Genomic DNA, 23,949 nt, shown 5'->3' with positions numbered 1-23,949 from the left:
CTGGGTTCGAACCTCAGCTGATGGCAGCCGCCGCGCGGGTCGACCGGCAGGCTGAAGACGCCGCTGCCGCCGCGCACGTCCGGACGCGGTCGGTCCGTGCAGGCGGGGCAGGTCGGTATGTGATCATGGGCAGACGCGGGCCGGAAACCTCTTCGCACGCGGCCACCGGAGCCCGGGCCGCGCCGCCAGCTGCGGAAGTCGGCCTGCAGGCACAGTTTAGCCGCTCGCCGGCGGACGCTCACAGCGCCCGCCGGTCCACCACCCGCTTCGCCTTCCCCATGCTGCGTTCGATGCCGCCCGCGGGCCGCAGTTCGATGCGCGCCGAGGTGCCGATGAAGGACTTGATGTGCTGTGCCAGGCCCTGCGCCGCCGACTGCGCGTCGCCGTCGTCATGCGCGCGCCCGGCGGCCACCTCGACCGCCACGGTCAGGCAATCGAGCGGCCCCTCGCGCGTGAGGATGCATTGGTAATGCGGCGCCAGCGCGGGCTGGCGCAGGATCAGTTCCTCGATCTGCGTGGGGAAGACATTCACCCCGCGCACGATCATCATGTCGTCGCTGCGGCCGGTGATCTTCTCCATGCGGCGCATGGTGCGGGCGCTGCCGGGCAGCAGGCGCGTGAGGTCGCGCGTGCGGTAGCGCACGATCGGCAGCGCCTCCTTGGTGAGGCTGGTGAACACCAGCTCGCCCAGTTCTCCCTCCGCCAGCGGCCGGCCCGTCTCCGGCTCGACGATCTCGGGATAGAAGTGATCTTCCCAGATCGTCGGGCCATCCTTGGTCTCGATGCACTCGTTGGCGACACCCGGGCCCATCACTTCCGACAGGCCGTAGATGTCGACGGCGTCGAGCCCGAGGCGCTGCTCGATCGTGGCGCGCATGTCATTCGTCCACGGCTCGGCGCCGAAGATGCCCAGGCGCAGGCTGCACGCGCGCGGATCCAGCCCTTGCCGCTCCATCTCGTCGGCGATGGCCAGCATGTAGCTGGGGGTCACCATGATGATGTCGGGACGGAAGTCCGCGATCAACTGCACCTGCCGCTCGGTCTGGCCGCCGCCGAAGGGCACGACCGTCAGGCCCAGCTTCTCCGCGCCGTAATGCGCGCCCAGCCCGCCGGTGAACAGGCCGTAGCCATAGCTCACGTGCACCATGTCGCCCGGCCGCGCGCCGGCGGCGCGGATGCTGCGCGCCATCACGCTGGCCCACGTAGCGATGTCGCCTTGCGTGTACGCCACCACCGTGGGCTTGCCGGTGGTGCCGCTGGAGGCATGGATGCGCACGCAACGATCGCGCGGCACCGCCAGCATGCCGAAGGGATAGGCGTCGCGCAGGTCGCTCTTGCCCGTGAACGGAAAGCGCTGCAGGTCGGCCAGGCTGCGGCAATGGTCGGGATGCACGCCGGCCTCGTCGAACTTGCGCCGATACACCGGCGAGTTGGCATACGCGTGCTGCAGCGTCGCCTTCAGGCGCTTCAATTGCAGGGCGCGCAGTTCGTCGACACTCGCCTTCTCGATAGTCTCCAGGGCAAACGCGCTCACTGGACTACCCTCCGCACTACGCGCTGCGGGACTATTCGCCTTGGGGCGGCCCGGCGGCTCATGCCTGCTCCGGCGGGATCACGTGGCCCTGGATGCTGGCGCTCTTGCCGCGGAACATCGCGACGACTTCGCCCCGCTGGTTGCTGACCTTCATGTCGTAGATGCCGTGGCGCCCCTGCAGCATCTGTTCCACGCCTTCGCAGGTGAGCACGTCGTCGAGATGCGCTGGCTTGAGGAACTCGATGCTGCAGCCGGCGGCCACCGTCACCTTGTTGCGGCTGTTGCAGGCAAACGCGAAGGTGGAATCGGCCAGCGTGAAGATCAGCCCGCCATGGCAGATCTGGTGGCCGTTGAGCAGGGGCGCGCGCACCCGCATGCGCATCACGGCGCGGCCCGGCTCGCACGCGAGCAGCTCCATCTGCATGAAGTCCTTGCTGGCGGCGTCGACCGCGAACATCGCCTCGCCGACCTGGGTGGCCAGCGCCGCGGGAGAGAGTGCCTGTGTCATTCGCCCGTGAACTGCGCGGGACGCTTCTCGCGGAACGCCATCACGCCTTCGATGTAGTCGTGGGTCTTGCCAAGCGCCGACTGCGTATCGCGCTCGAGATCGAGCTGCGCATCGAGTTCGTTGGAGGCGGCCGCGCGCAGCAGCTTGCGCGTCTGCACCAGGGCGGCGGTGGGCAGGGTGGCCAGGCGCTCGGCCAGTTGCAGCGCGGCGGCGACGCAATCCTGGCCTTCGGGCGCGACGTCCCAGATCATTCCCCACTCCTTGGCGTCCTGCGCACTCACCTTGTCGCCCAGCATGGCACAGCCCATGGCACGCGCGAGGCCCAGCTTCTTCACCAGAAACCAGGAGCCGCCGGCATCCGGGATCAGGCCGATGCGGCTGAACGCCTGCACGAAAGTCGCATTCGCCGCTGCCACCGCCAGGTCGCAGGCCATCGCGAAGGAGGCGCCGGCGCCGGCGGCCACGCCATTGACGGCGGCGACCGTCGGCACGCGCAGTTCCATCAGCTTGCGCACGCTGGGGTTGAAGGCCTGCTCGATCACCGGGCCGGGATCGGCGCGCCGCACGAGATCCGGACCGGGTGCGAAATCGAACTCCGAAAGATCGGCTCCGGCGCAGAAGCCGCGGCCCGCGCCGGTGAGGACGGCCGCGCGCACGGACTGGTCGTCGGTGATGCGATCGAGCACGGCCCAGAGCTCGCGGTGCATCTGGCGGGTGAAGCTGTTGAGGGACTGGGGCCGGTTCAGCGTGACCAGCGCGACGGCCCCGCGCACTTCGCACAGGACGTTGGCTTCGCTCATGGGATCTCCTTGCGCTGGCAATCTAGCATCGGCTGCGCGGCGGCCTGAAGGATGGTTTCCCTTGGTTATAGTTGGCGCAACGAGGAGACCACGATGGCCCATGAACTGATCGAGGTGCGCACCGAGGCGGGCAAGGTGGGCGTGGTGACGCTCAACCGCCCCAAGCAGCTCAATGCGCTGAACAACCAGCTGATGGACGAGCTCGGCGCTGCGCTGAAGGCCTTCGATGCCGACGACGCGATCGGCTGCATGATCATCACCGGCAGCGAGAAGGCGTTTGCTGCCGGCGCCGATATCGGCGCGATGGCCAGCTACACCTTCGCCGACGTCTACAAGGGCGACTACATCACGCGCAACTGGGAGACGATCCGGGCGATCCGCAAGCCGGTGATCGCGGCGGTCAGCGGCTTCGCGCTCGGCGGCGGCTGCGAGCTGGCGATGATGTGCGACTTCATCATCGCCGCCGACAACGCGCGCTTCGGCCAGCCCGAGATCAAGCTCGGCATCATCCCCGGCGCCGGCGGCACGCAGCGCCTGCCGCGCGCTGTCGGCAAGGCCAAGGCCATGGACATGGCACTGACCGGACGCATGATGGACGTGCACGAAGCCGAACGCGCCGGGCTGGTCAGCCGCGTCGTGCCCTACGAGAAGCTGATGGAGGAATGCCTGGGCGCCGCGCTGTCGATCTGCGACTATTCGCAGCTGGCCGTGCTGGCGGCCAAGGAATCGGTCAACCGCGCCTTCGAAAGCGGCCTGGCCGACGGCGTGATGTTCGAGCGCCGCCTGTTCCATGCGCTGTTCGCGACCGAGGACCAGAAGGAAGGCATGGACGCCTTCGTGAACAAGCGCAAGGCGCAGTTCAGGAACGTCTGAGTTCGCACCTGCTGCCGCTGCTCTGACGCGCGCAGCGCGCCACCGGAGTTCGCGCTGCCGAGAGGCAGGGCGTTTTGTCTATAATCCGGTTTCGTTGGCGCTTTAGCTCAGCCGGTTAGAGCGACGGAATCATAATCCGCAGGTCCGGGGTTCGAATCCCTGAAGCGCCACCAGATCCCCGAGAGGGTCAGCAGCTGCAAGCCGCTGACCCTCTTTCTCATTGCAGCGGTCACGGCAGCGTCGGCACGATCTCCCTCATGGTCCGCCGCGTGTTGGTGAAATGCGGCCGCACCCGCGAACTCCAGGCGCTGTTACGCACCGCCAGCCAAGGCGGTGGGCACGAGCCGGATTGTGGCCACGCGAGCGCGGCGCGGCTCCCACCGAAACGGGGACGGTTTTGCCGGCCGGGCGGCCATCGCTGCCGCTTGACCCTTCTCTGCGCACGGCCCCACGGGGTGGCGAGCGCGCACCGGCGATTGGGAACATAATAGCCCTTCACGTCCGGGGCAACCTGCCTGGCGTGCGTGCGGTGATCGGTCAGTTTCGCCTTTTCGAATGAATCCCATGAGTTTGTGATTGCATCCGGGCTCCATCGCTTTTCTCTTTTTCTTGGAGTTCCAGTGAGCAACAAACTTTATGTGGGCAACCTGCCCTATTCGTACAGCGACAGCGACATGCAGCAGGCCTTCGAAGCCTTCGGCACGGTCAGCAGCGCCAAGGTGATCATGGAGAGCGACAGCGGTCGTTCCAAGGGCTTCGGCTTCGTCGAAATGGCTTCTCCCGCCGAGGCGCAGGCCGCCATCGACGGAATGAACGGCCAGGACATCGGCGGTCGCAACATGATCGTCAACGAAGCGCGCCCCGTGCAGCCGCGCACCGGCAACGGTACGGGCGCTCGCCGTTATTGAGCCCCGCACCTGCCGCACCGCGCCCGGCCGCGGCAGGGCCGCTCCCGTATCGACTATGGGCCATGCGCCCGAAAGGACCTCATGGCCAAGGAAGAACTGATTGAAATGCGCGGTCGCGTCGAGGAAATCCTCCCCGACTCCCGTTGCCGCGTGGTGCTGAGCAACGGCCACGAACTGGTGGCCTACACCGGCGGCAAGATGCGCAAGCACCGCATCCGCATCATCGCCGGCGACGACGTGACGCTCGAACTGTCGCCCTACGACCTGACCAAGGGCCGCATCATGTTCCGGCACCTGCCCGAGCGTCGCGGCCCGGTGGGCCAAGGCCGACCGCCCGTGCGCCGCTGAATCGACAGCAGCAGTCAAGAAGCCCCGGCAACGGGGCTTTTTCTTTGGCAGGCCAGCCTCTCGCGGCAAGCGCGCTTTCACTTGCGCGCGGCACTCCCCCCGCCCGGCGCCATGCACGTGGCTTTGGCGAGCTGGGCGATCATCGTTCCAGGGACGATGTGTTCCTTGTGCCGCTCGCGCGCGCCGCCCAGCACCTTGCCCCGGCCCTGCGGCTGGGAGTAGTACATGGTGCGCAGGTAGCGGTAGGTGTCGGCCTCGCAGTCGATCTCGATCAGCGCCTTGCCCGAGCGCACGCCGCTGGCCTGCGGCTCCTTGTAGTCGAACATGCGCCACACGCGCCGATGGGCGCCCTCGACATGGATCGAATCCGGGTCGAGGTAGTAGGAGGTCGATTCGCTCTCGCCCACCGCGACCCACGCGCCCACCGGCGCTGCCGACCAGAGCGCGGCGGCGAGTACCCACGTCCCCGCGCGCCTCATGAAGCGTCGCGCCGGCTCGGCGGCGGCGCTACCGGCAGGTCGAACTCGATGTCGGCCAGGAAGGGGCCGAGTTCGCCCAGGTCGATGTCCGGTGCCGCGGCAGCGCGCGTGGCAGGGGCAGCCGCCGAAAGCGGCGTGAGAAAGGTGTCCGGGAAGCGCTCGCCGCCCAGGTACGGCTCGGCAACGCGGGCCGCTTCGCGTTCGGCCGCGAGCACCTCGCTGGCAATGCGATGGAGCAGCAGCAGCTCGCGCGAGGCTTCGAGGTCGAAGGCGATCGATCCGGGCCTGGGCTCCTCGAACAGCGACTCTTCGATCACCTTCAGGACGCGCCGCGAAGGCCACGATGCGGTGATGCGCGCGAGCGCGACGGCATGGGCTTCGAGCCCGCCGGAATACGGCGTCGCCGCATCGAACGCCGGCAGCGGCGCGGCAAAGAGCTTCTGGAAGGCGATGCGCAAGCGCTCGTAGTCGTCGCGCCGGGCAAGCCGGCGGCACAGGTCCAGCAGGTCGAGCCAGACGAAGGGGCGGTTGCCCGTGTGTTCGTGCAACTGCGACTCCAGCAGGTGCACTGCCTTGTCCGGCTGGTCGACGGCGAGGAAGAAGTCGGCGCGCTCCTGCAGCGCCAGCAGTTCGTCGGCCGTCGGCACGCGGCTGTGATCGGCCGAGAGGAAGTCGGGCAGCTCGATGAAGGCATCCGATCCCGGTTCGGTGACACCGCTGCCCGCCGGCGCTGGCCTCGGCGAGGGTGCGGCCGGCGCCACGGCGGCAGCACCCACCGCCGCACCCGCTGCCGCGGCGAGCGCGGGACCGGCGGCGGCCGAGCGTCTGGCGGCAGCTGCGAGTGCATCGCCGTGCTCCTCTTCCCACCACGCCCGGCGCATCGCCGATTCTCGCGACCGCAGCCACAGCAGGTACGCGAAGCCAGCCCCGAGCAGCAGCACCATGGCGATCATCAGGTTCAGGATCAGGTCGCGTTCGCCGCTCACCTTTTCCAGCCGCTGCGTGGTCGCGCGGCTTTCGGCGCCGTAGCGCTGCACGAGATCGCGCATGGCCCGCAGTTCCGAAGCCACGGCGCGCGCGGACTGCGCCTGCGCCGCCTGCTGCTCCGGTGTCGAGTTGAGCGCCTGGAACACATCGCGCGGATTGGGGCTCGCCGTGCCGGCGCTGCCCGGGCCCGCGGACGGCACGCTGAGGGCATTGCTCAAGCGCAGGACCGGCGCTTCGTCGATCTCGACGTCGATCGGCTCCAGCTTCAGTCGTGGGCGGCCGCCAGTCGCGTCGGTGGTCTTCGTCGTCGGGGGCGCCGTGGCGGCCGCTACACCGCCGGCGCCCTTGCGCGTCGGCGCACGCGCACTGGCCGCGCGAGGCCGGCGCGGGGGCACGGACGCAGCAGCAGGCGAAGGCTCGCTGCGCGCGGCGGATGCCGGCGTCGCGGAACCCAGCATGGGCGAGGTGGCCAGCGCCAGCGGCGCCAGGGCGACCGGCAGCTCGGGCGCCAGGGCGGCCTCGGCCTGCGCCTCACGCGCCTCGTTGGGCGGCTCGGCCAGCATCACGTACTGGCGCGCCAGCTGCTCGCTGCAGCCGAGGGCGACCTGCACGGTGACCATCGGCTCCTGCACCGGCAGCGCGGACGTCAGTCGCAGCAGGCCGGTGCTCTCGCCGGTGCGGTCGATGCGCCAGGTGAGCGGGCCGCCGGGCGACTCTCCCTGCAGGAATTCGGCGCGCACGCAGGGAACGCTCTCCCCGCGCTCCCAGCGCACGGGGATGGCCAGCTCCAGCGGCCGGCCGATCAGGGGCGTGCCGCGCGGACTGCCGGCCGAGAGCGCCCAGGCATCCAGCGCGCACGCCAGCAGGACGAGCGCAACCGCCGCGGAGCGGGTGCCGCGTCTGCCCTGTCGCCGATCCTGCTGGTTCCAGTGCCTCAAGATGCCCGCGTCCATCGTTGTGACGGGCACGAGGGCCCGGCAGCACATTCTGTTGCAAGCGCCCGGGGCCGGCAACCGGCCGCACCCGGGCACAACAGGCGCATCGCGACGATATCAAGGATTGCGCGCGTCTGGCAGAATTGCGCGGTCGACGCCCTCCCTTCGATTGACACCCCAGGCACTGTCTCGCACAGTGCCTTTGTCTTTTCACAGCCTCTGGATCCACACCATGAACCGCTGGTCACGCCTCCTGCTTGCCGGGATGGCCTTCATTGCCACCGCCGCCCTCGCCCAGTCTTTCGTGCGCGACGCTCCCAAGGACGTCAAGCCCGCCGTCATCGCCGTCAGCGCCACCCCGCCGATCATCACCGTCAACGGCCAGGGCGACCGCCTCTCGCCCGGCGCGCGCATACGCGACCGCAACAACATGCTGGTGCTCTCGGGCGCGCTCGCGGGCAAGACGCTCTACACCGTGTACCGGCGCGACGCCGCCGGACTGGTGCACGAAGTCTGGCTGCTCAGTCTCGACGAATACACCAAGGTGGGCGGCACCGACCTGGCCGGCGACCCGAAAGGCTACCTGCGTTTCGCGCAACTGCTCGACCTGATCTGGGGCACCCGCGCCGCGGTGCTGGCCAAGTGAGCGCCGCGGTGAAAAAGGTCTATATCAAGACCTTCGGCTGCCAGATGAACGAGTACGACTCGGCCAAGATGGCGGACGTGATGAACGCGGCGCAGGGCTACGAGCCCACGCAGGACCCGGAGCAGGCCGACCTGATCCTGTTCAACACCTGCTCGGTGCGCGAGAAGGCCCAGGAGAAGGTGTTCTCCGACCTCGGGCGCGTGAAGCACCTGAAGCAAAAGGGCGTGCTGATCGGCGTGGGCGGCTGCGTGGCCAGCCAGGAAGGCGCCGCCATCATCGAACGCGCGCCCTATGTCGACGTGGTGTTCGGGCCGCAGACGCTGCACCGGCTGCCGGAGTTGCTGGCGCAACGCGAGCGCCAGCAGCGGCCGCAAGTGGACATCAGCTTCCCGGAGATCGAGAAGTTCGACCACCTGCCCCCCGCGCGCGTCGAGGGTGCGTCGGCTTTCGTCTCCATCATGGAAGGCTGCTCCAAGTACTGCAGCTATTGCGTCGTGCCGTACACGCGCGGCGAAGAAGTGTCGCGGCCCTTCGACGACGTGCTGACGGAGATCGCCGGTCTGGCCGACCAGGGCGTCAAGGAAGTGACGCTGCTCGGGCAGAACGTCAATGCCTATCGCGGCCCCATGGGCGGGACCAGCGAGATCGCCGACTTCGCGCTGCTGATCGAGTACGTGGCGGAGATTCCCGGCATCGCCCGCATCCGCTACACGACCAGCCACCCGAACGAATTCACCCAGCGCCTGATCGACGTCTATGCCAAGGTGCCGCAGCTCGTGAGCCACCTGCACCTGCCGGTGCAGCATGGCAGCGACCGCATCCTGATGGCGATGAAGCGCAACTACACGGCGATGGAGTACAAGAGCACGATCCGCAAGCTGCGGGCGGTGCGCCCCGCGCTCTCGCTGTCAACGGACTTCATCGTCGGCTTCCCCGGCGAGACCGATGACGACTTCGCGCGGATGATGAAGCTGGTGGACGACGTCGGCTTCGATGCCAGCTTCTCCTTCATCTTCAGCCCGCGTCCCGGCACGCCCGCGGCCGCGCTGCACGACGAGACGCCTCACGCGGTGAAGCTCAAGCGCCTGCAACACCTGCAGGCGGTGCTGGAGGAAAACGTGCGCCGCATCAGCGCCAGCCGCCTGGGCACGGTGCAGCGCATCCTGGTGGAAGGTCCTTCGCGCAAGGACCCGAACGAGCTGATGGGGCGCACGGAGTGCAACCGCATCGTCAACTTCGCCGGACCGCAGCGGCTCGTGGGCCAGATGACCGACGTGACGATCACGCAGGCCCTGCCGCACTCGCTGCGGGCGGAGGTGGTGACGTCCGTCTGAAGCGGCCAACCGGACGCAGAAAACGCAGAAGTGACGCAGAAGCCGCAGAAGAAAACCTTGCAAGTTTTCGTGGTCTCTTTTGCGTCTTCTGCGCAACTTCTGCGCCTTCTGCGTCCGGTTGCCCGTATTACTCGATGCGCGCCCCCGACGCCTTCACCAGCACGCCGGCCGTGTCGTAGTCCGCGCGCAGCAGTTTCTCGAAATCGGCCGCCGACATCGTCCCGGGTTCCACACCCAGGCGTGTCAGGCGCTCCTGCACCACGGGGTCCTGCAGCACCTTGTTGATCGCGGCGTGCAGGCGCTCGACTTCGGCCTTCGGCATGGTCGACGGCGCCAGCAGGCCGAACCACGAATCGAACTTGTAGCCGGGCACGCCGGCCTCGGCGACCGTGGGCAGGTCGGGCAGGAACTTCGAGCGCTGCGCGCCGGTGTACGCCAGCAGCTTGATGCGCGCGTCCTGCCGGAACCCCGTGATGCCGATGACCGCCGGGACCGCCCCCTGCACGCGGCCGGCCAGCACCTCGTTGACGGCGTCGCCCGTGGATTTCATGGGCACGTGCTGCATCTCCGCACCGGCCTTGGCGAGGAAGTAGGCCATGCCCAGGTGGCTCGCGCTGCCGTTGCCGGCCGACGCGTAATTCATCTGGCCGGGCTTGCTCTTGAGGAGCTTCACGTAGTCGGCCAGCGTGTTCACGCCCAGGTTGCCGGGCGCCGCGATCACGTAGCCGGAGTTGCCGATGTACGAGACGGCGGTGAAGTCCTTGATCGGATCGTAGGCCAGCTTGCTATAGAGATGGCCGGCCAGGTTGTGGCTCGCCGCGGCCAGCACCAGCGTGTTGTTGTCGGTGGCCTTGGCCACGGCGGCCGTGCCGACGGTGCCGCCCGCGCCCGGCCGGTTCTCGACGATCACCGAGGTGCCCAGCGCCTGGGCCAGTTCGTTGCTGAAGGTGCGCGCCACCGTGTCCTGCACCGCGCCGGGGCCGAAGGGCACCACGATGCGGAAGACCTTCTGCGCGAAGGCGGGGGAAGCCGCGGCGGCGGCAAGGAGCAGCGCGACGGCGGCGCTGCGGAGAGGGCGAGACTGCATGGACATTCCTCGGATCAGGGTTGGGCCAGCCACTTCTGCGCGAGCCGCACGAAGTAGCTGGCGCCGATGGGGATGATCTCGTCGTTGAAGTCGAACGAGGTGTTGTGGATGATGCAAGGGCCGGGCCCGTGTTCGGGCAGGCGGTGACCGCCGTCGCCGTTGCCGATGAAGGCGTAGCAGCCCGGTTTCACCCGCAGCATGTGCGCGAAGTCTTCCGCCGCCATCACCGCCGGATAGTGGTCGTCGACCTGCTGCTCGCCCACGATCTCGCGCATCACGCTGGCGGCGAAGCGCGCCTCGCGCTCGTGGTTCACCACCGGCGGCGAGGCGCGGCGGAAGGCCACTTCGCAGCGGCAGCCGTGCGCCGCGGCAATGCCCTCGGCGATGCGCCGCAGTGCCGCCTCGATCTTGTCGGTTGCCGCCACGGAGAAGGTGCGGGCCGTGCCGCCGACCCAGGCTTCGTCGGGGATCACATTGGGCGCGCCCGAACCCTGGATTTGCGTCACGGCCAGCAGCGCGCGTTCGGTCGAGGGGATGGTCTTGGCGATCAACGTCTGCAGTTGCTGGCCGAGGTCTATCACTGCCGCCACCGGATCGATGCCCGTGTCCGGCTGCGAGGCATGCGTGCCGCGGCCGTACACCGTGACCTTCCAGGTATTGCTGGACGCCATCAGCGGCCCGGGGTTGAGCGCGAAGCCGCCGACCGGCACGGTGAAGTTGTGCAGGGCAAACACCGCCTCGCACGGGAAGCGCTCGAACAAGCCGTCCTGGATCATCTTGAGCGCGCCGGCCTTGCCCATTTCCTCGGCGGGCTGAAAGATGAAGTTGACGGTGCCGTCGAAATCGCGCGCCTGCGCCAGGTGCCAGGCCGCGGCCAGCAGCATGGTGGTGTGGCCATCGTGCCCGCAGGCATGCATGCGGCCGTCGTGCTGCGAGCGGTGCTCGAAGTGGTTTTCCTCCTGCAGCGGCAGCGCATCGAGATCGGCCCGCAGGCCGATGCTGCGCGCCCCCGACCCGTTGCGCAGCACGCCGACCACCCCGGTGCCCGCGATGCCGGTGTGCACTTCGATGCCCCACTCACGCAGCAGGTCGGCCACGATCTGCGAGGTGCGATGCTCCTCGAAACCGAGCTCGGGATGCCTGTGAATGTCGCGCCGCAGTGCGACGAAACGAGAGATGTCTGCGAAGCTGTCGACGAGGTTCATGACGGATTCAAGAGCTAGGGGTTGCACTCGGATTTTTGAACGCAGAAGGCGCGGAAGTACGCAGAAGGCGCAGAAAAAACCATTTGAAATTTTCCTTGGTCTTCTTCTGCGTCTTCTGCCAAACCTCTGCGTCTTCTGCGTCCGGCTATTGGTTTTTAGAACGGCATCTTCGGCATGCCGCCTTTGCCGCCGCCCATGCGGCGCATCATCTTCATCAGCCCGCTGCCCTTCATCTTCTTCATCATCGTCTGCATCTGGTCGAACTCGTTGAGCAGGCGGTTGACTTCCTGCACGTGCACGCCGGCGCCGGCGGCGATGCGGCGCTTGCGGGTGGCCTTGATGATCTCGGGCTTGCGGCGTTCGGCGTGCGTCATCGAGCAGATGATCCCTTCCTTGCGCCGGATGTCGCGCTCGGCCTTCTCCATGTCGACCTGGCCGGCCTTGGCCTGCACCTGCGCCGGCATCTTGTCCATCAGCGTCGACAGCCCGCCCATCTGCTTCATCTGCTGGATCTGCGCCAGAAAGTCGTTCAGGTCGAAACCCGCGCCGCTCTTGACCTTGGCGGCCAGCTTCTGCGCGGCCTCGATGTCGACGCCGGCCTGCACCTGCTCCACCAGCGCCACGATGTCGCCCATGCCCAGGATGCGGCCGGCATGGCGCTCGGCGTCGAACACCTCGAGGCCGTCGATCTTCTCGCTGACGCCGGCAAACTTGATCGGCGCCCCGGTGATCTGCCGCACCGACAGCGCCGCACCGCCGCGCGAGTCGCCATCGAGCTTGGTCAGCACGATGCCGGTGAGCGGCAGCGCCTCCCGGAAGGCCTTGGCCGTGTTGACGGCGTCCTGGCCCTGCATGGCGTCGACCACGAACAGCGTCTCCACCGGGTGGAGGGTGGCGTGCAGTTCCTTGATCTCGCGCATCATGGCTTCGTCGATCGCCAGCCGGCCGGCCGTGTCGACCAGCAGCACGTCGAAATACTGCTTGCGCGCGTAATCCAGGGCGGCGCGGGCGATGTCCACCGGCTTCTGGTCCGGCGTGCTGGGGAACCACTCGGCCCCGGCCTGCCTGGTCACCATCTTGAGCTGCTCGATGGCGGCGGGGCGATAGACGTCGCCCGAGACGGTGAGCACCTTCTTCTTGCGCTTCTCGATCAGGTGCTTGGCGAGCTTGGCGGTGGTGGTCGTCTTGCCCGCGCCCTGCAGGCCGGCCATCAGGATCACCGCCGGCGGCTGCGCCGCGAGGTTGATGTCGCTCACCCCCGCGCCCATGGTGGCCACCAGTTCGCGGTGGACGATGCCCACCAGGGCCTGGCCGGGATTGAGCGAGCCCACGACCTCCTGGCCGAGGGCTTTTTCCTTCACGCGGCTGATGAAGTCGCGCACCACCGGCAGGGCGACGTCGGCCTCCAGCAGGGCCATGCGCACTTCGCGCAGCATCTCCTGCACGTTTTCTTCGGTGATGCGGGCCTGGCCGCGCATCTGTTTGACCAGGCGGGAAAGTTTGTCGGAGAGGGCAGTTGCCATGGGGGAGGGTGGGGGTGGCGCCACGGGCCGGGCGGGGACGGCGGGAGTGGGCTGGGCCCAGGGGCTAAACTTGTTCCATGATTTTATCCAGTGCGTCCGCGCTCGGTGGGGCGCTCACTGCCGCCGCCGCGGTCGCCTATGCCCTTCCCGCCGCCGCGGCCACGCGGCTGAGCGAGGCGACCGCCCAGCGCGCCTTGGTCGCCGCGTGGCTGCTGCATGCCGCCACTCTGGTCTGGGGGCTGGTGGGGCAGGCGCCGCGCTTCGGCTTCGCGCCGGCGCTGTCGATCACGGCCTGGCTGGTCCTGACGGTGTACGCAGTGGAAAAGCAGGTCTTTCCGCAGTTGCACGCGCGCTGGACGCTGGCCGGCCTGGGCGCCCTCGCTGTGCTGCTGGCCTATGTCTATCCCGGCACGCCGCTGCACGTGAGCGCTTCGCCCTGGCTGCCCCTGCACCTGGCCTTGGGCGTCGCCTCTTACGGATTGTTCGCGGCCGCGGTGGTGCACGCCTGGCTGCTGCAACGCACCGAGCGCACGATGCGCAATGCCACGGAGCCGCAGGCAGGGCTGCCCCTGCTGACGCTGGAGCGGCTCACCTTCCGCTTCGCCGCCGCCGGCTTCGTGCTGCTCACGGCCACGCTGCTCGCGGGCATCTTCTTCTCCGAAGTGCTGTATGGCCGCGCCTGGCGCTGGGACCACAAGACGGTGTTCTCGCTGCTCTCCTGGATCGTTTTTGCCTGGCTGCTGCTCGGGCGGCTGCGCTTCGGCTGGCGCGGCCGCAAGGCCGTCAACGTGATCTACGTCGGCTCGGTGCTGCTGCTGCTGGCCTATGTGGGCTCGCGCTTCGTGCTGGAAGTGATCCTCAGGCGGCCCGCATGATCATGAAGTACCTGCTGCTGTTCGCCGTGCTGTTCATCGCGTACATGATGTGGCGCAACAAGCGGATCGACAACGGCGATGCCGCCGCCCGCCGCGGCCCGGCGCAACGGCCGCTGGCGATGGTGAGCTGCCAGGTCTGCGGCGTGCACTTGCCGAAGCCCGATGCGGTGATCGGCAGCGACGGGCTGTTCTATTGCAGCCAGGAGCACCGGCAGCGCGCCGGGCGTCAGTGATGGCGACCCGCTCGGAACCACCGAACTCCTGGAGTCACTCGACCTGGACCTGGGACGCGCCGGTCATCCCGCGGCCGCCGGAGATCTCGCCGTTCTACCGGCTGTGGCTCGGCTTCATGATGGCGCGCATCGGCATCGCGGTGGTGCTGCTGGTGGTGCTGGGCGGCTTGATGCTGATCCACTTCGCGCCGGTCAATCCGTGGCAGATCGCACTCTGCGGCACCTATCTGGCCGCCGCGCTGGCCGTGCGCATCTTCACGCGACCGGCGGCGCCGGGGCGCGCGTCGGACCCGCAGTGGGTCTCCACCATCGGCATCGACCTGCTGGCGTTCTCCACGCTGCACTTCCTGCAGGTGGCCAACCTCAATTACTCGCCCCTGTTCGCGCTGCCGGTGCTGACGGCGGCAGTTCTTGGCTCGGCGCTGCTCGCACTGGGTACCGCGGCGGGGGTGACGCTGTTGCTGCTGGTGGATGCGTGGCTGCAATCGCTGGAGGGGGGCGACCCCGCCTCGAAGCTGCTGCAGGCAGGCCTGGCCGGCGGCGGCTACTTCGTCGTCGCCTTCCTGGCGAACCAGCTGGCGACGCGCTTGTCGCGCGAGGAAGAGGCGGCCCGCCGCAGCCTGTCGGCCGCGCGCACGCAGACGCACGTCAACGAGGTGGTGATCGACACGCTGACCGACGGCCTGCTGGTGGTCGGGCCCGACTGGCGCATCCACGCCGCCAACCCCGCGGCCCGCGCGCTGCTCGCATGGCAGGCGCGCGAGGCGCCGGCATCGCTGGCGCTGGTCTCGCGTCCGGGCTGGAAGCCGCTGGCGGCCCTGGCCCAGCGCACCTACCAGACTGGCGGCCCGCAACGCGCCGAACTGACGCTGGAACTGGGCGTCGGCGAGCGCCTGCACCTGCGCGTGCGCACTCGCCTCACGCCGCCGCACGACGCCTATAGCGAGACGCTGTGCATGATGTTCCTGCAGGACCTGCGCGAGGCCGAGGCGCAACTGCGCACCGAGAAGCTGGCCGCCATGGGCCGGATGTCGGCGGCCGTCGCCCACGAGATCCGCAACCCGCTGGCTGCGATCGCGCAAGCCAATGCCCTGCTCGCCGAGGAACTGACCGACCCGGGTCAGCAGCAACTGGCCGGCCTGGTCGGCAAGAACGCGCATCGCCTGTCGCAGATCGTCGAGGAGATCCTGAACCTGGCGCGCGTGCAGGCGCCCAGCACCGACTGGCTGGAGCTCGATCAGGTGGCGGCCAGCCTGGTCGGCGAATGGGAGCGCCACACGCAATCCGGCCCGCGCCTGCAGTTGCAGCTGCGAACGAGCCCCGCCTGGGCTGCGTTCGACGGCGAGCACCTGCGGCGCGTGCTGGTCAACCTCCTGGACAACGCGCTGCGCTACGCCTCCCGCACGCCGGGCGCGATCCTCGTGGCCACCGACGTCCTGGCGGGCCAGGCACGCCTGCAGGTCTGGAGCGATGGCGCGCCGCTCGATGCCAGCGTGCAGCGGCACCTGTTCGAGCCTTTCTTCTCCTCCGAGAGCCGCTCCAGCGGCCTGGGCCTCTATATCTGCCGCGAGCTGTGCGACCGGCATGGGGCCGTGCTGACGTATGCGCGCAGCACCGCACCCGACGCGAGCGGCCGCGACGGCAACTCCTTCACGGTCGCCTTCCGCACGCGCACGCAGGTGCTGCCGGGCGGTGCCCCCTTTGCCACAATAGGCGCCTGATGGCCCAGCCCGCCGCCGCCTCCGCCGCCCAGGTCCTCGTCGTCGACGACGAGCCGGACCTGCGCACGCTCTATGAGCTGACGCTGCTGCGCGAGGGTTATCGCGTCGAAGCGGCCGGCACGCTGGCCGAGGCCTCGCTCTTGCTGGAGCAGCATCGCTTCGACGCGGTGATCACGGACATGCGCCTGCCCGATGGCCTGGGCCTGGAACTGCTGCAGCGCATGACCATGCTGCAGCGGCCCGAACGCTGCGTCGTGATGACGGCCTATGGCTCCGCCGAGAACGCGGTGGAGGCGCTCAAGGCCGGCGCCTTCGACTATCTGACCAAGCCGGTCGACCTCAAGCAGTTCCGCAGCGTCGTGGCTTCGGCCATCCAGGAATGCGGCACGTCCAGCCAGCGCCCCGCGGTCGCGGCGCGCCCGGTGGCGAACGAGCGCGGCTCGGCCAACTCCGCGCTGCAGCGCCTGGTGGGCGAGTCGGCGCCCATGCGGCTGGTGAAGGAGCGCATCGCCAAGGTGGCGCGCAGCATGGCGCCGGTGCTGGTGCGCGGCGAGTCGGGCACCGGCAAGGAACTGGTGGCGCGCGCCATCCACGCCTGCAGCCATCGCGCGCAAGGCCCCTTCATCGCGGTCAACTGCAGCGCGATCCCCGAGACGCTGCTGGAGGCCGAGTTCTTCGGCGCGCGCAAGGGTTCGTACACCGGCGCGACGGCCGATCGCGAGGGCTACTTCCAGGCCGCCCGCGACGGCACGCTGTTCCTCGACGAGATCGGCGACCTGCCGCTGGCCATGCAGTCCAAGCTGCTGCGGGCCATCCAGGAGCGCAGCGTGCGCGCGATCGGCGCGACGCAGGAGGAGTCGGTGGACGTGCGCATCGTCAGCGCGACCCACAAGGACCTGGCCGCCGACGTGCAGGGCGGCCGCTTCCGGCAGGACTTGTTCTACCGCCTGAACGTCATCGAGATCCTGGTGCCACCCCTGCGCGAGCGGCGCGAAGACCTGCCCGTGCTGTGCGAAGCGCTGCTGGCGCGCATCGCCCGCGAGACCGGCATGGCACCGCCGCCGCTCTCGGCCGAGGTGCTGGCGCAACTGCAGGCGCATCCGCTGCCCGGCAACGTGCGCGAGCTGGAGAACCTGCTGCACCGCGCGCTGGCGCTGTCCGACGGCACGCAGCTGCAGGTGGATTTCGCGCCCACCACCGCGACGAGCACCGGCAGCGCGCCGGCAGCACCGGCGACCAGCGAGCCCGCTGCGTCGCCCATACCCGCCTCTGCGGCGCCAGCGCCAGCCGTCGCCCCCAGCGACCTGCAGGCCTACCTGGACCAGCAGGAGCGCGAGATCCTCGTGAAGACCCTGCGCGAGACCAACTTCAACCGCACGGCCGCGGCGCAGCGGCTGGGCCTGAGCCTGCGGCAGATCCGCTACCGCATCGCCCGCCTGGCGATCGCCACGCCCGGCAGCGAAGATGCCGATGAACCCGCCGGCACCTGAAGCCAGCGACCCGCTCTGGCAGCAGGGCTGGTACCGCTTCGCCCACCGCATCGCCTCGCCCAACTTCGGAGCACGGCCGCCCGGCGCCTGCATCGACCTGGTCGTGGTGCATTCGATCAGCCTGCCGCCCGGCGTGTACGGCGGCGACCAGGTGGAGCGCCTGTTCACCAATACGCTGGACTGGGACGCGCATCCCTATTTCCAGCAGATCCGCGGCATGCAGGTGTCCGCGCACTTCTTCATCCGCCGCGACGGCGCGCTGATCCAGTTCGTGAGTTGCGACCAGCGCGCCTGGCACGCCGGGCGCTCGCGCTATCGCGGGCGCGAGAACTGCAATGACGACTCCGTGGGGATCGAACTCGAAGGGCTGGAAGGCGAGACCTTCGAAGACGCCCAGTACGAGGCGCTGAGCGCTGTGTGCGCCGCGATCGGGCAGCACTATCCGATCCGCCATGTCGCCGGCCACGAGCACATCGCGCCGGGGCGCAAGAACGATCCGGGGGCGGGGTTCGAGTGGGCGGAACTCGAGCGCGCGCTGGGTTGGCCGGCGGACTGGTTTCCGCGGGCGTGAGCATCCGGACGCTGTCGCGAGACCGACGTCATCGCGAGGCCCGAGGATGTCATCCCGGGCTTGACCCGGGAGCCACGACCGCCCGCGCACGAGCGCCGCATGGATTGCGGGTCAAGCCCGCAATGACATGAAATCGTGTCGTGTTCACGACGCCGCCGAGCACGAGTCATCCCCAGGCCGGTACTTCGAAGCCTTCGGTGGATAACAGCCCTCAGCCCCACCGCATCAGCGAACTCGCGCCCCGCGGACGCTGTCTCCGCGCGGTTCAGCACGCGAGCAGACGCCTCCGATGCGACTGAAAGACCTGTGGACAAGCCTGTGGGAAGTGCCTGCTGGAATATTTCGGCCAAACGCTACATGTAGCGTTTGGCAGCACACACGGACACCACCAGTAGTGTGCAAACGGAAATCTGGCCGTACACTCAGCGCCGTTCCAAGCATCCCGAGAGGAAGAAACATGCATTCAGCCCTGGCTCCCGCCGCGAGCACCCTGGCGCCCTCCCTCCCTGCCGGCAGCAACGGCAGCAGCGCGCACAACGTCACCCCCCTCGCCCATTACCAGATCATCCGCCGCAACGGCGCGGTGGTCCCGTTCGAGCCGAACAAGATCGCGATCGCGATGATGAAGGCCTTCCTGGCGGTGCACGGCACGCAGGGTGCGGCCTCGGCCAGCGTGCGCGAGACCGTGGAAGTGCTGACCCAGGCCGTGATCCGCGCGCTGGTGCGCTCGCGCCCGGGTGGCGGCACCTTCCACATCGAGGACGTGCAGGACCAGGTGGAGCTGGGCCTGATGCGCGGCGGCCACCACGACATCGCCCGCGCGTACGTGCTGTATCGCGACCGCCGGGCCCAGGAGCGCGCCAAGCAGGGCGAGCAGCAGGCGCCGGTCGCCCCGCAGTTCCATGTGCTGGACCACGGCCAGCGCGTGCCGCTCGACACGGGCGCGCTGCGCACGCTGATCGTCGAATCCTGCGCCGGCCTGGGCGCCGACGTGAAGCCGGAGCCGATCTACGCCGAGACCCAGCGCAACCTGTATGACGGCGTGCCGCTCGACGAGGTCTACAAGGCCTCCATCCTGGCCGCCCGCACGCTGATCGAGAAGGAGCCGGACTACACCTTCGTCACCGCCCGCCTGCTGCTGCACACGATCTTCAAGGAAGTGCTGGGCGAGGAAGTGAAGCACGCCGAGCGCGCCGCCGCCTATGCCGACAGCTTCCCGCTCTTCATCAAGAAGGGCGTCGAGAACGAGCTGCTGGACGAAAGACTGCTGCAGTACGACCTGCGTCGCCTGGGTGCGGCCCTGAAGGCCGAGCGCGACCTGCAGTTCGACTACCTCGGCCTGCAGACCCTGTACGACCGCTATTTCCTGCACGTGCGCAAGAGCCGCATCGAGCTGCCGCAGTCCTTCTTCATGCGCGTCGCCATGGGCCTGGCGCTCAACGAGATCGACCGCGAAGCGCGCGCCATCGAGTTCTACGAGGTGCTCTCCAGCTTCGACTTCATGTCGTCGACGCCGACGCTGTTCAACAGCGGCTCGCTCCGTTCGCAGTTGTCCTCCTGCTACCTGACCACCGTGCCGGACGACCTCGACGGCATCTACGAGGCCATCAAGGAGAACGCGCTGCTGTCGAAGTTCGCCGGTGGCCTGGGCAACGACTGGACCCGCGTGCGGGCCCTCGGCTCCCATATCAAGGGCACCAACGGCGAATCGCAGGGCGTCGTGCCCTTCCTGAAGGTCGTCAACGACACCGCGGTGGCGGTCAACCAGGGCGGCAAGCGCAAGGGCGCGGTCTGCGCCTACCTGGAGACCTGGCACCTGGACGTCGAGGAATTCCTGGAGCTGCGCAAGAACACCGGCGACGACCGCCGCCGCACCCACGACATGAACACGGCCAACTGGATCCCGGACCTGTTCATGCGCCGCGTGATGGAAAAGGGAGAGTGGACCCTGTTCTCGCCCGCCTCCGTGCCCGACCTGCACGACAAGTTCGGCGCCGAGTTCGAGAAGGCATACGTCGCCTACGAAGAGAAGGCCAGGCGCGGCGAGATCAAGCCGAGCAAGTCCGTGCCGGCGACCGATCTGTGGCGCAAGATGCTCTCGATGCTGTTCGAGACCGGCCATCCGTGGATCACCTTCAAGGACGCCTGCAACGTGCGCTCGCCGCAGCAGCATGCCGGCGTGGTGCACTCGTCGAACCTGTGCACCGAGATCACGCTGAACACCTCGGACACCGAGACGGCCGTGTGCAACCTCGGCTCGGTCAACCTGCTGCAGCACCTGAAGGACGGCCAGGTCGACCAGGAAAAGCTGCAGCGGACGATCGCCACCGCGATGCGGATGCTCGACAACGTGATCGACATCAACTACTACGCGGTGAAGAAGGCGCGCGACTCCAATCTGCGCCACCGCCCGGTCGGCCTGGGCGTGATGGGCTTCCAGGACGCGCTGTACGAGCTGCGCATCCCCTACGCGTCCCAGGAAGCGATCGAGTTCGCCGACCGCTCGATGGAGGCCGTGTGCTATCACGCCTACTGGGCCTCGACCGAGCTGGCACGCGAGCGTGGCCGCTATTCCAGCTACAAGGGCTCGCTGTGGGACCAGGGCGTGCTGCCGCTGGACACCCTGAAGCTGCTGGCCGACGCGCGCGGCGAGCAGTACGTGGACGTGGACCGCTCCGCCACGCTCGACTGGGACGCGCTGCGCCGCAAGATCGCCGCCGACGGCATGCGCAATTCGAATTGCGTGGCCATTGCGCCGACCGCGACCATCTCCAACATCATCGGCGTGGACGCGTCGATCGAGCCCTGCTTCGGCAACCTCTCGGTCAAGTCCAACCTGTCCGGCGAGTTCACGGTGATCAACCACTACCTGGTGCGCGACTTGAAGCGCCTGGGCCTGTGGGACGACGTGATGGTCATGGACCTGAAGCACTTCGACGGCTCGCTGCGCCCCATCGACCGGGTGCCGCAGGAAGTCAAGGCGCTCTACGCCACGGCCTTCGAGGTGGAGCCGGAGTGGCTCGTCGAAGCCGCGTCGCGCCGCCAGAAGTGGATCGACCAGGCGCAGTCGCTCAACATCTACATGGCCGGCGCCTCGGGCAAGAAACTGGACGAGACCTACAAGCTCGCCTGGCTGCGCGGCCTGAAGACCACCTACTACCTGCGCACCACCAGCGCGACGCAGGCCGAGAAGAGCACGGTGCAATCGGGCCGGCTGAACGCGGTGAGCAACGGCAACGCCGGCGGCATGAGCGCGCTCGACGCAGCGGCCGCCGCGGCGCGCGCGCAGATCGAAGCGGCGACCGCGCCCTCGGCAACGCCGGCGACCGACATCAAGTTCTGTGGCGTCGACGACCCCACCTGCGAAGCCTGCCAGTGATCGCGAACTGCGCGTGACGCGCGTGCAGCTCGCGGGCACGACGCGATCACGCGCGCAAAGCACGATCGAAATCGAAGAGGTATCGGCGTTCTCCGACAAAACGTCGATGCAAGCAAGCAACAAAATGCGAGCGGGATGTGAACGGACACTTTGATTCACGCATCCGCGCTCGCATAATCCGAGCACTGGAAAATCTATGTTGACCTGGGACGACGAAGTCACGCCCACACCGTCAAAGCCTGTGAGCAGCGGTTTGCAATCGAACCGCGAGGCCGCGCTGTCACCGCTCACGCAAGCCCCATCGCTTCCTGCCACGTCCGTGCGCACGCTGAACGACGGTGCCGCGCTCGCTGCAGTCACGGCCGCCGCCACTGCGGCCGTCGCTCCCATCGTCACGCAGGCGGCGCCGCGCGGCGCCGCGCCGGTCAGCAGCGCGCGCCGCATGACCGCCGCCGACAAGCGCATCATCAACGGCCAGACCGACGTCAACCAGCTCGTCCCCTTCAAGTACAAGTGGGCCTGGGAGAAGTACCTGGCCACCTGCGCCAACCACTGGATGCCGCAGGAAGTGAACATGAACCGCGACATCGCCCTGTGGAAGGACCCCAACGGTCTGACCGAGGACGAGCGCCGGCTCGTCAAGCGCAACCTCGGCTTCTTCGTCACCGCCGACTCGCTGGCCGCCAACAACATCGTGCTGGGCACCTACCGCCACATCACGGCGCCCGAGTGCCGCCAGTTCCTGCTGCGCCAGGCGTTCGAGGAAGCGATCCACACGCACGCGTACCAGTACATCGTCGAGTCGCTCGGCCTGGACGAGAGCGAGATCTTCAACGCGTACAACGAAGTCGCGTCCATCCGCGACAAGGACCAGTTCCTGATCCCCTTCATCGAGGCGATCATGGATCCGAACTTCCACACCGGCACGCACGAGAACGACCAGACGCTGCTGAAAAGCCTGATCGTGTTCGCCTGCCTGATGGAAGGCCTGTTCTTCTATGTCGGCTTCACCCAGATCCTGGCGCTGGGCCGGCAGAACAAGATGACCGGCGCCGCCGAGCAGTACCAGTACATCCTGCGCGACGAGTCGATGCATTGCAACTTCGGCATCGACCTGATCAACCAGTTGAAGCTCGAGAACCCGAACCTCTGGACTTCCGAGTTCAAGGCGGAGATCAAGGCCCTGTTCCAGAAGGCCGTCGAGCTCGAATACCGTTATGCCGAGGACACCATGCCGCGTGGCGTGCTCGGCCTCAATGCCTCCATGTTCAAGGGCTACCTGCGCTATATCGCCAACCGGCGTGCCACGCAGATCGGCCTGGAAGCGCTCTACCCCAACGAGGAAAACCCTTTCCCTTGGATGAGCGAGATGATTGACCTGAAGAAAGAGCGCAATTTCTTCGAAACCCGCGTGATCGAGTACCAGACGGGTGGGGCGCTTTCCTGGGATTGAGTAGCAATAGCAGGATCAGGTTCGGATTCGCGCGGGACGCGACCATGCCGCAGAGCATGGCACGTTGCGCGCAACGGTGTTCATGACGCTGGGTTTTTGCCCAACTTCATGAATCGCTTCATGCAATCCAACAAGCATGGAGTGCTTCTTTGGTTGATGTTGATCAACTTGAACAGGAGATAGTTATGGCAACTGCAAAGAAATCGGCCGCCAAGAAGGCCACAAAGAGACCGGCGGCGAAGAAGTCCGCGGCGAAGCGTCCGGCAGCCAAGAAGTCGGCTGCGAAGAAGGCTCCGGCGAAGAAGGCCGCAGCGAAGCGCCCGGCAGCGAAGAAGGCTGCCAAGAAGGCTCCGGCGAAGAAGGCCGCTGCCAAGAAGCGCCCGGCGGCGAAGAAGGCTGCGAAGAAGACTGCAGCCAAGAAAAAGCCCGCTGCGAAGAAAAGGCCTGCGGCGAAAAAGGCTGCAAAAAAGCCCGCCAAGAAAGCAGCGAAAAAGCCTGCTGCGAAGGCAGCAAAGAAGTCTGCTGCCAAGCCGGTAGCCAAGGCGGCCCCGGCCGCCCCTGCGGCACCGGCCGCGCAGACGACGCTGAACCCGCAGGCAGCCTGGCCGTTTCCGACGGCCAGCAAGCCCTAAGGCTCAAGCGGGCTTGCCGCAAGGCAAGTGCAGTACCCGCTTCAAGCCCGGTACCGAAAGGTGCCGGGCTTTTTCATGGGCGGCGATTCCACGCACAATGGTGTGCCGCCTCATTGCGGCCGCGCCATGACCACGCTTCGCCCGTCACAGAATGTCCCTGGCGCCTCGCCTGCTCGACCGCTCGCACCGCAGCGCAAGCCGCAAGGGCAGGCGGATCTGTTCGGTGCGGCCCGCCCGCCGCTGCCCGACGGCATGGTCTATCAGACAGACTTCCTCAGCGCTGCGGAAGAAGCGCACTACATCGATATCATCGCGTCGCTGCCGCTGACTGAAATGAACTACCGCGGCTACACCGCCCGCCGGCGGGTGGTGAGCTACGGGGGCAAATACGATTTCTCCGCGCACCGGCTCGAGCCTTCCTTGCCACT

Annotated in this window: 20 protein-coding genes, 1 tRNA gene and 2 pseudogenes; 15 read left to right on the top strand and 8 right to left on the bottom strand. The window is 67.9% G+C overall.

Annotation, left to right across the window (positions count from 1 at the left end; translation table 11 throughout):
• Positions 1-238: 238 nt before the first annotated feature.
• From paaK to JWP60_RS00925, 3 genes are read right to left on the bottom strand one after another with little or no spacing between them, the layout of a single operon-like run.
• The gene (gene paaK / locus JWP60_RS00935) at positions 239-1,534 is read right to left on the bottom strand and encodes a phenylacetate--CoA ligase PaaK (protein ID WP_299785475.1); all 1,296 of its coding nucleotides are present in this window, start codon (positions 1,532-1,534) and stop codon (positions 239-241) included.
• Positions 1,535-1,592: 58 nt separating this feature from the next.
• Positions 1,593-2,042 (bottom strand): hydroxyphenylacetyl-CoA thioesterase PaaI, encoded by a 450-nt coding sequence (paaI, locus tag JWP60_RS00930; RefSeq protein ID WP_299785473.1) that lies wholly within the window; start codon positions 2,040-2,042, stop codon positions 1,593-1,595.
• Complete coding sequence (locus JWP60_RS00925; protein ID WP_299785471.1) at positions 2,039-2,842, bottom strand: enoyl-CoA hydratase-related protein; 804 nt, start codon at positions 2,840-2,842, stop codon at positions 2,039-2,041. The genes paaI and JWP60_RS00925 overlap by 4 nt, the downstream gene beginning before the upstream one ends.
• 93 nt (positions 2,843-2,935) lie before the next feature.
• Between JWP60_RS00925 and JWP60_RS00920 the strand changes: the two genes are divergently transcribed.
• The 4 genes and pseudogenes from JWP60_RS00920 to infA all read left to right on the top strand — a co-directional run bounded on the left by JWP60_RS00920 (position 2,936) and on the right by infA (position 4,971).
• A complete protein-coding gene (locus JWP60_RS00920; protein WP_299785469.1) occupies positions 2,936-3,715 on the top strand; it encodes an enoyl-CoA hydratase in 780 nt (259 codons plus the stop codon).
• 96 nt (positions 3,716-3,811) lie between these two features.
• Positions 3,812-3,888: transfer RNA gene (locus tag JWP60_RS00915), tRNA-Met, on the top strand.
• Positions 3,889-4,335: 447 nt separating this feature from the next.
• A pseudogene (locus JWP60_RS00910) lies at positions 4,336-4,596 on the top strand (RNA-binding protein); the annotation flags it as partial.
• A 108-nt stretch (positions 4,597-4,704) separates the two neighbouring features.
• Positions 4,705-4,971 carry a translation initiation factor IF-1 gene (gene infA, locus JWP60_RS00905; protein WP_299785467.1) on the top strand — a complete coding sequence of 89 codons (267 nt, stop codon included), beginning with the start codon at positions 4,705-4,707 and terminating at the stop codon, positions 4,969-4,971.
• Positions 4,972-5,048: 77 nt separating this feature from the next.
• On the opposite strand, the gene JWP60_RS00900 is transcribed toward infA, so the two are convergent.
• Together JWP60_RS00900 and JWP60_RS00895 are read right to left on the bottom strand one after the other, a co-directional pair.
• Positions 5,049-5,450, bottom strand: a complete 402-nt coding sequence (locus tag JWP60_RS00900) for a surface-adhesin E family protein (protein ID WP_299785465.1) — start codon at positions 5,448-5,450, stop codon at positions 5,049-5,051.
• The gene (locus JWP60_RS00895; protein ID WP_299785463.1) at positions 5,447-7,375 is read right to left on the bottom strand and encodes a hypothetical protein; all 1,929 of its coding nucleotides are present in this window, start codon (positions 7,373-7,375) and stop codon (positions 5,447-5,449) included. Before JWP60_RS00895 ends, JWP60_RS00900 begins: the two co-directional genes overlap by 4 nt.
• Before the next feature lie 229 nt (positions 7,376-7,604).
• On the opposite strand from JWP60_RS00895, the gene JWP60_RS00890 reads away from it, so the two are divergent.
• Together JWP60_RS00890 and miaB are read left to right on the top strand one after the other, a co-directional pair.
• Complete coding sequence (locus JWP60_RS00890; protein ID WP_299785461.1) at positions 7,605-8,018, top strand: hypothetical protein; 414 nt, start codon at positions 7,605-7,607, stop codon at positions 8,016-8,018.
• A 44-nt stretch (positions 8,019-8,062) separates the two neighbouring features.
• Positions 8,063-9,352, top strand: coding sequence for a tRNA (N6-isopentenyl adenosine(37)-C2)-methylthiotransferase MiaB (gene miaB / locus JWP60_RS00885; RefSeq protein WP_299785477.1), 1,290 nt, complete (start codon positions 8,063-8,065; stop codon positions 9,350-9,352).
• Between the two features lie 127 nt (positions 9,353-9,479).
• Here the strand turns inward: miaB and JWP60_RS00880 are convergent, their stop codons facing one another.
• The 3 genes from JWP60_RS00880 to ffh form a co-directional block, all read right to left on the bottom strand.
• Positions 9,480-10,445, bottom strand: a complete 966-nt coding sequence (locus JWP60_RS00880) for a tripartite tricarboxylate transporter substrate binding protein (RefSeq protein ID WP_299785459.1) — start codon at positions 10,443-10,445, stop codon at positions 9,480-9,482.
• Between the two features lie 8 nt (positions 10,446-10,453).
• The gene (locus JWP60_RS00875; protein ID WP_299785457.1) at positions 10,454-11,644 is read right to left on the bottom strand and encodes a M20 aminoacylase family protein; all 1,191 of its coding nucleotides are present in this window, start codon (positions 11,642-11,644) and stop codon (positions 10,454-10,456) included.
• Positions 11,645-11,799: 155 nt separating this feature from the next.
• Entirely contained in the window at positions 11,800-13,167 is a 1,368-nt protein-coding gene (gene ffh / locus JWP60_RS00870; protein WP_299785455.1) for a signal recognition particle protein, read from the bottom strand.
• A gap of 77 nt (positions 13,168-13,244) precedes the next feature.
• Between ffh and ccsA the strand changes: the two genes are divergently transcribed.
• The 9 genes and pseudogenes from ccsA to JWP60_RS00825 all read left to right on the top strand — a co-directional run.
• Entirely contained in the window at positions 13,245-14,042 is a 798-nt protein-coding gene (ccsA, locus tag JWP60_RS00865) for a cytochrome c biogenesis protein CcsA (RefSeq protein WP_299785453.1), read from the top strand.
• Complete coding sequence (locus JWP60_RS00860; RefSeq protein WP_299785451.1) at positions 14,039-14,275, top strand: PP0621 family protein; 237 nt, start codon at positions 14,039-14,041, stop codon at positions 14,273-14,275. The genes ccsA and JWP60_RS00860 overlap by 4 nt, the downstream gene beginning before the upstream one ends.
• Positions 14,275-15,996 (top strand): ATP-binding protein, encoded by a 1,722-nt coding sequence (locus JWP60_RS00855; protein WP_299785449.1) that lies wholly within the window; start codon positions 14,275-14,277, stop codon positions 15,994-15,996. Before JWP60_RS00860 ends, JWP60_RS00855 begins: the two co-directional genes overlap by 1 nt.
• Positions 15,996-17,486, top strand: a complete 1,491-nt coding sequence (locus JWP60_RS00850; protein ID WP_299785447.1) for a sigma-54 dependent transcriptional regulator — start codon at positions 15,996-15,998, stop codon at positions 17,484-17,486. Before JWP60_RS00855 ends, JWP60_RS00850 begins: the two co-directional genes overlap by 1 nt.
• Entirely contained in the window at positions 17,467-18,057 is a 591-nt protein-coding gene (gene ampD, locus JWP60_RS00845; RefSeq protein ID WP_299785445.1) for a 1,6-anhydro-N-acetylmuramyl-L-alanine amidase AmpD, read from the top strand. Before JWP60_RS00850 ends, ampD begins: the two co-directional genes overlap by 20 nt.
• 457 nt (positions 18,058-18,514) lie before the next feature.
• Positions 18,515-21,436 carry a ribonucleoside-diphosphate reductase subunit alpha gene (locus tag JWP60_RS00840; protein WP_299785443.1) on the top strand — a complete coding sequence of 974 codons (2,922 nt, stop codon included), beginning with the start codon at positions 18,515-18,517 and terminating at the stop codon, positions 21,434-21,436.
• 196 nt (positions 21,437-21,632) lie between these two features.
• Positions 21,633-22,889, top strand: a complete 1,257-nt coding sequence (locus tag JWP60_RS00835; RefSeq protein ID WP_299785441.1) for a ribonucleotide-diphosphate reductase subunit beta — start codon at positions 21,633-21,635, stop codon at positions 22,887-22,889.
• 185 nt (positions 22,890-23,074) lie between these two features.
• Entirely contained in the window at positions 23,075-23,521 is a 447-nt protein-coding gene (locus JWP60_RS00830) for a histone (protein ID WP_299785439.1), read from the top strand.
• Positions 23,522-23,647: 126 nt separating this feature from the next.
• Positions 23,648-23,949: pseudogene (locus tag JWP60_RS00825) on the top strand (hypothetical protein); the annotation flags it as partial.

It is taken from the genome of Ramlibacter sp., from assembly GCF_028291745.1.
GTDB lineage: Bacteria > Pseudomonadota > Gammaproteobacteria > Burkholderiales > Burkholderiaceae_C > Ramlibacter.
Note: the sequence above shows the minus strand (reverse complement) of the source record. Positions and strands in the feature narration are given on the sequence as shown.